Here is a 266-nt window from a genome sequence, read left to right as displayed (position 1 = left end):
ATCCGGCCCTGATCAACAACGACCCCTACGGCGCGGGGTGGCTCTTCAAGGTAGCCGCTGAGTCCGAGGGCCCGTTGCTTTCGGCCCAGGAGTACGCCTCCAAGAACGGTGGAGACCTTTCCTGATCTCTGTGCCCGCCATTTCGTGGGCCCGCTGCGCAGGACGCCGTACGCTCGGCACGATCCGCAGCGAGGCCCCGAAACGGGCGCGGATGGGCGTAGCGTTGAATGCAGTAACTGAATAACTTGCGACGCCGGATTGCCGCC

1 protein-coding gene is annotated in these 266 nt (G+C 64.7%); it reads left to right on the top strand.

Annotation, left to right across the window (positions count from 1 at the left end):
- Positions 1-8 precede the first annotated feature (8 nt).
- Positions 9-125 (top strand): hypothetical protein, encoded by a 117-nt coding sequence (locus SCA31_RS23765; RefSeq protein WP_410699467.1) that lies wholly within the window; start codon positions 9-11, stop codon positions 123-125.
- Positions 126-266: the final 141 nt, after the last annotated feature.

The organism is Chryseobacterium sp. SIMBA_028 (assembly GCF_046535285.1).
Lineage (GTDB): Bacteria > Bacteroidota > Bacteroidia > Flavobacteriales > Weeksellaceae > Chryseobacterium.
The sequence above is the reverse complement of the archived record's forward strand: the minus strand, read 5'-3'. Positions and strand labels throughout refer to the sequence as shown.